Origin of the sequence: Rhodococcus sp. NPDC060090 (assembly GCF_042729855.1) — a bacterium.
Taxonomy (GTDB): Bacteria; Actinomycetota; Actinomycetes; order Mycobacteriales; family Mycobacteriaceae; genus Rhodococcus.
In genome coordinates this window covers 114,002-120,237 of the sequence record NZ_JBHWXB010000017.1, presented here as the reverse complement: position 1 = coordinate 120,237, position 6,236 = coordinate 114,002, and the positions used below count along the sequence as shown (strand labels likewise).

General features: G+C 67.9%; 6 protein-coding genes and 1 rRNA gene. All 7 read left to right on the top strand.

Going from position 1 to position 6,236, the window contains the following annotated elements:
- Positions 1–85: ribosomal RNA gene (rrf, locus tag ACFWCF_RS21850) — 5S ribosomal RNA — on the top strand; the annotation flags it as partial.
- 66 nt (positions 86–151) lie between these two features.
- Positions 152–1,369: a hypothetical protein gene (locus ACFWCF_RS21845; protein ID WP_378565895.1), complete on the top strand. Its 1,218-nt coding sequence runs from the start codon at positions 152–154 to the stop codon at positions 1,367–1,369.
- A complete protein-coding gene (locus tag ACFWCF_RS21840) occupies positions 1,366–2,382 on the top strand; it encodes an HAD-IIA family hydrolase (protein WP_378565892.1) in 1,017 nt (338 codons plus the stop codon). The genes ACFWCF_RS21845 and ACFWCF_RS21840 overlap by 4 nt, the downstream gene beginning before the upstream one ends.
- Positions 2,383–2,435: 53 nt before the next feature.
- Positions 2,436–2,654 (top strand): hypothetical protein, encoded by a 219-nt coding sequence (locus ACFWCF_RS21835; RefSeq protein ID WP_378565889.1) that lies wholly within the window; start codon positions 2,436–2,438, stop codon positions 2,652–2,654.
- A gap of 1 nt (position 2,655) precedes the next feature.
- Positions 2,656–3,480 (top strand): TlyA family RNA methyltransferase, encoded by an 825-nt coding sequence (locus ACFWCF_RS21830; RefSeq protein WP_378565886.1) that lies wholly within the window; start codon positions 2,656–2,658, stop codon positions 3,478–3,480.
- Positions 3,477–4,421 (top strand): NAD kinase, encoded by a 945-nt coding sequence (locus ACFWCF_RS21825; RefSeq protein WP_378565883.1) that lies wholly within the window; start codon positions 3,477–3,479, stop codon positions 4,419–4,421. Before ACFWCF_RS21830 ends, ACFWCF_RS21825 begins: the two co-directional genes overlap by 4 nt.
- Positions 4,422–6,191, top strand: a complete 1,770-nt coding sequence (gene recN / locus ACFWCF_RS21820; RefSeq protein WP_378565880.1) for a DNA repair protein RecN — start codon at positions 4,422–4,424, stop codon at positions 6,189–6,191.
- Positions 6,192–6,236: the final 45 nt, after the last annotated feature.

Here is a 6,236-nt window from a genome sequence, read left to right as displayed (position 1 = left end):
TCCCATTCCGAACCCGGAAGCTAAGCCTGTCTGCGCCGATGGTACTGCACTCGACAGGGTGTGGGAGAGTAGGACACCGCCGAACACCCGTTCCGAAAGGGGACCCACTCGTATGGGTCCCCTTTCGTGTTTTTCATGAAAGGATTTTGCTGTGTCCGACAGCAACGGTGAACGTAGGTCCTTCCGAAGCGGAGGGTCCACTCCGTGGTCGGGCCGGAGCGGCGACGACCGCCGGAACGACCGCGGTGAAGAACGAAAAGACGACCGCGGACAGTCCCATGGCGGAGAGGGGCGACCCACTCGTGGCCGCGACGACCGCCGCGGTGACGATCGCCGCGGTGACGATCGCCGAAGCAGCGACTCCCGCAGTGGTGATCGTCCGTACGGCGACCGTCCGCGCCAGGACCGCTCCGGTGGCGAGCGTGGCAGCGGAGACCGGGGACGGCAGGGATCCGGCTTCGGTCGCAGCGACGACCGGCAGCGGGGCGAAGACCGACGTGGCGACCGCCCCGGCTACTCGGGGCGCCCGAGTACCCCGTCCGGCGACCGCCGTACCTCCGACGACCGCCGCGGTAGCGGCGGGGGCCATCGTGGAAGCGGCCCGGATCGGGGAGCACCCCGTCGGCGAGGCGGCGAAGGCGGATTCGATCCCAAGGGCCGCGAAGGAGTCCGGCCGCAGCGCCGCGAGGCACGTCCGGATGAACCGGATCTGCCCGACGACCTCGAAGCATCGGAACTCGATCCGACCATACGCCGTGATCTGCTGAGCCTGGACAAGGCGAACGCGAACGCTGTGGCGCGACACCTGGTCATGGCCGGGCGTCTGATCGACGACGATATCCGCACCGCGCTGTCCCACGCCCGTGCCGCTCGACAGCGCGCCGGTCGTATCGCAGTGGTGCGTGAAGCAGCGGGGATCACGGCGTATCACGCCGGGGAGTGGGCCGAAGCCCTGTCCGAGCTGCGGGCTGCCCGCCGGATGTCCGGGGGAACCGGCCTGCTGGCCGTCATGGCCGACTGCGAGCGCGGTCTGGGTCGTCCCGAGAAGGCCGTCGAGCTCGGTCGCAGTGAGGAAGCGCGCAAGCTGACCGGTGACGAGGCATCGGAGCTGCGCATCGTCGTCGCGGGTGCGCGTATGGACCTCGGCCAGATCGATCAGGCCGTGGTCACCCTGCAGACGCCAGATCTGGATCCCGAGCGGACCGGCACCTCCGCGGCACGCCTGTTCTACGCATACGCAGATGCGCTGGTAGCGGCCGGGCGCACCGATGAAGGCCTGCAGTGGTTCCTGCATTCTTCGGCAGCGGATCTCGAGGGCGTCACCGACGCAGAAGAGCGGGTGGACGAGCTCACCGGAGACAATCTGTGAGTTCGGAGACACTGCGGTCCCGGTACGACGTCCTGCTGCTCGACCTCGACGGCACCGTCTATCGGGGAGCGGAAGCGGTTCCCGGGGCGCGTGAGGCCCTCAGCGGCGGCGATCGCATGTTGTATGTGACGAACAACGCCAGCCGACGTCCGATCGAAGTCGCGCAGCATCTGCAGGAACTCGGGTTCGTCGCCGATACCGATTCGGTGGTGACGAGTTCGCAGTCCGCTGCTCGCCTCTTGGCCGAACGCCTCCCCACGGGATCGAAGATTCTGGTGGTGGGTACGGACGCGCTTGCGGAGGAGATCTCCGCGGTGTCGCTCGAACCGGTCCGGACCGCGGACGCGCAACCGGTAGCCGTCGTACAGGGGCATTCTCCCGACACCGGATGGCGCATCCTCGCCGAGGCGACCCTCGCAATCCGGGCCGGCGCCCTGTGGGTGGCGACCAACGTCGACTCCACGCTGCCGACCGAACGCGGGCTCGTTCTCGGCAACGGCTCGATGGTGGCGGCGCTGGTATCGGCAACGGGGAGCACGCCGATCGTCGCCGGCAAGCCTGCCGCACCACTGCTCGACGATGCGATCCGCCGTGCCTCGGCGGATCGCCCCCTCGTCATCGGTGACCGGCTCGACACCGATATCCAGGGCGCGAACGCAGTCGGCGTCGACTCGCTGCTGGTCCTGACCGGGGTGAGCACCATCGAGGATCTGTTGCGTGCACCCGCCCACCAGCGACCCACTTATGTCGCTTCGTCCCTCGAATGCCTGGACACCGCTGCATCGGTGCTACGTGTGGAGCCCGGAAACGGGTGGACGGTCGCCGTGGACGACGGCGACCTGCACCTCACGTCGACGGTGAACGGGGCCGACACGGCCGGTTCCGCAGACGCATCCATGGCAGCGCTGAGGGGCGTCCTCGACGTGGCGTGGGCACACCCGGGTTTCGGTGCGATCGTGGGTTCGGATGAGGCAGCCCGCCGCGTGGTCGCACAGTGGGTCCCGGAGTCCTGACAGCAGTCGTGCGATGTGTCCGCCGTGTCGATCATCGACTAGCGTAGTCGACGATGAGCATGTCGATTCCACGTCCAGGAGAACACCTTCCCGGCGCCGGCCCCGGTGTCGACCCCGATGCTGTGCATGTCGAGGTCGACCGCCTGCTTGCGCGTGTGCAGGAGGAAGGCCAGGTCGGTGATACCGCCGCCTCGATCGGAAGGCAGGCGCAGCTGCTCGAGCAGGCGCACGACGTGCTTGTCCAGGCGCTGTCGACCGTGGACAAGATCTGACATGGCGCGCAGAGCACGTGTCGATGCAGAATTGGTGCGCCGCGGTTTGGCACGTTCCCGTGAGCACGCCAGTGAACTGATCGCAGCCGGACGAGTGCTGATTGCCGGCGCCGTCGCGACGAAGCCGGCGACCGCAGTGGAAGCGAACACCCCGCTCATCGTCAACGACGTCACCGACGAAGTGTCATGGGCGTCGAGGGGTGCGCACAAACTGCTCGGTGCACTCGAGACGTTCACCCCATCCGGCCTGCAGATCTCGGGCCGACGCTGCCTCGACGCCGGCGCGTCGACCGGTGGCTTCACCGATGTGTTGCTCCATGAGGGTGCGTCCGAGGTCGTCGCGGTCGACGTCGGATACGGGCAACTGGTGTGGCGACTGCAGTCGGATGAACGTGTCCACGTGATCGATCGAACAAACGTGCGTAATATCGACGCCGAGACGATCGGAGGACCGGCCGACGTCGTCGTGGCGGACCTGTCGTTCATCTCGCTGCGCCTGGTGCTCCCAGCATTCGTCCGGTGCGCCGCGCCGGGCGCCGACCTGCTCCCGATGGTCAAGCCACAGTTCGAAGTGGGGAAGGACCGCGTCGGTAGCGGCGGTGTCGTGCGCGACCCCGCGCTGCGGACGGAGGCGGTACTCGACGTAGCACGCGACGCCCGGACACTCGGGCTTCGCACGTTGGGGGCGGTCGCCAGCCCGCTACCAGGCCCGTCGGGGAACGTGGAGTACTTCCTGTGGCTTCGGGCCGGAGAACCGGATACGGCCGACCCCGACACGAGGGTGGTCGAACTCATCGAGCAAGCGGTGCAGGAAGGACCTCAGTGACAACAGGGTCGGGCGAATCGACGTCCGGGACGCAGGGCCGCGAGGTCCTGCTCGTGTCGCATTCGGGTAGGGAAGAGATTGCCACCACCGCTCAGCGGGTCGCGAAACTCTTCGGCGACGCCGGGATCGTCCTGCGTGTCCTCGAGGACGAAGCGGTCAGCACCGGCCTCGGAGCGCTGGAGGTTCCCGGCGGCAGGATCCGGATCGTCGAATCGGGTCCCGATGCAGCGGCCGGTTGCGAGATGGTCATCGTCCTCGGCGGTGACGGGAGCTTCCTGCGTGCTGCAGAGCTCGCACAACACGTATCGGTGCCGGTACTCGGCATCAACCTCGGCCGGATCGGCTTCCTGGCCGAAGCCGAAGCAGACCATCTCGAAGAGGCCCTGCACCAGGTGGTGCGCAAGCAGTACTCGGTCGAGAACCGGATGACCCTCGACGTGACGATCCGCGTGGACGATGTCATCGTCGACCGCGGGTGGGCGCTCAACGAGGCGAGTCTCGAGAACCAATCGCGACTCGGCGTCCTCGAGGTGGTTCTCGAAGTGGACGGACGTCCGGTGTCGTCCTTCGGTGGCGACGGTGTGCTGATCGCCACCCCGACCGGGTCGACGGCCTACGCGTTCTCCGCGGGTGGCCCGATCGTGTGGCCGGAACTCGAAGCGCTTCTTGTGATCCCGAGCAATGCCCACGCGTTGTTCGCGCGTCCGCTGGTCACCAGTCCGAAATCGATCATTGCGGTCGAGACCCTCGCGGGAAGCCATGCCGGCCTCGTGTTCTGCGATGGGCGCCGCACGCTCGAACTTCCTGCCGGAGGCCGCCTCGAGGTCGTCCGGGGGAAGCATTCCGTGAGATGGGTACGGCTGGATTCGGCACCGTTTGCGGATCGGATGGTGCGCAAGTTCGATCTTCCGGTGAAGGGCTGGCGGGGAAGGAAACTCTAGGTGCTCGCAGAGATCCGGATAGACAACCTCGGTGTGATCACCGAGGCAAGTGCCCGGTTCGACGGAGGCTTGACGGTGCTGACCGGTGAAACCGGTGCCGGCAAGACCATGGTCGTGACCAGCCTGCACCTGCTGTCCGGCGTGCGCGCCGACTCTGCACGGGTACGGGTGGGAGCGTCGCGTGCGGTGGTCGAAGGCCGCTTCAGTGTCGACGGGGGCAACAGTCACGTCGAGAAGGAAGTGGCGCGGCTACTCGAATCGGCAGGTGCGCAACGCGACGACGACGGCAGCATCATCGCGGTGCGGACCGTCAACAGCGACGGAGGATCCCGGGCACACCTCGGGGGCCGCAGCATCCCGGTCGGCTTGCTTTCCGAATTCACCGACCCGCTGCTGACAGTGCACGGGCAGAATGACCAGCTCCGCCTGCTCCGTCCCGACCAGCAGCGCGCTGCCCTCGATCGATTCGGCGGAAAGGCCATCACGTCGCTCCGGGAGCGTTACCGCACGCACCGGCGACGGTGGCTCGATGCCCGCTCCGAACTCCTCGACCGCACGAACAGGGCGCGAGAGTTGGCCCAGGAAGCGGACCGGCTGCAGTTCGGACTGGACGAGATCGACAGGGTGGCCCCCGAACGAGGCGAAGATGCACGGATCGTCGCCGATGTCCTGCGTCTGTCGGATCTCGATTCACTGCGCGAAGCGGCTGCGGCCGCACACGGCGTCCTTGCCGGATACGACAGCGCCGACGCAGGGGAGTCCGCGTCCGCGCTCGACCTGCTCGGCGAAGCCCGGTCCCGTGTCGAGGGCAGCGACGATCCGGCGCTGTGCGAACTCGGTCCGCGGCTCGCCGAGGCAATCACGGTGGTCACCGATGTCACCGCAGATCTCTCCGGCTATTTGGGCGGTCTCCCGTCCGATCCTGGCGCACTCGAATCGCTGCTGACCCGCCAGGCCGAACTGAAGACCCTCACCCGCAAGTACGCCGCCGACATCGACGGGGTGCTCGACTGGGCCGACGATGCGCGCGAGCGGCTGTCGCGGCTCGACGTGTCCTCCGAGGCACTCGAGAAGCTCGCCGCCGAAGTGGACAGCGAAGCCACCGCGACCGCGGAAGCCGCCGGTGCGTTGACGGCGGCGCGGAGCAAAGCCGCAACCAGACTTGCGAAGGCGGTGAGCAAGGAGCTCGCCGGACTCGCGATGGGTCGTGCCGTGCTCGACGTACACGTCCGTGACCGTGAAGCAGGCGCGGGAGATTCTGCGCCCCTTCCCGTGGGGGACCGAACGGTGCACGCAGGCGAATCGGGGGTCGACGACGTCGAGTTCCGTCTCGCCGCCCACGCCGGCGCGCCGGCCCTGCCCATCGCTCGCAGCGCGTCGGGCGGTGAGATGTCGCGGGTCATGCTGGCACTCGAGGTGGTCCTCGCCGCCTCCGAGCGCGGCGCCACCATGGTGTTCGACGAGGTGGATGCCGGCGTCGGTGGCCGTGCCGCGGTCGAGATCGGTCGCCGTCTGGCCCGACTCTCGCGCACGCACCAGGTCATCGTCGTCACCCACCTGCCACAGGTCGCCGCATTCGCCGACACTCATCTGGTGGTCGACAAGGTCGACGACGCGGCCGGTGTGGTGAGTAGCGGCGTGCGCACCTTGACCGATACCGAGCGGGTCACCGAACTGGCGCGGATGCTTGCCGGGCTCGACGACACCGAGACCGGCCGGGCACATGCCGAGGAACTGCTCGCCATGGCGCACGCCGAACGGGAGGGCTGAGCTCGGCCGCGATGGCCGCGAGGTGAAGCGAGGTGAACTCCCGCG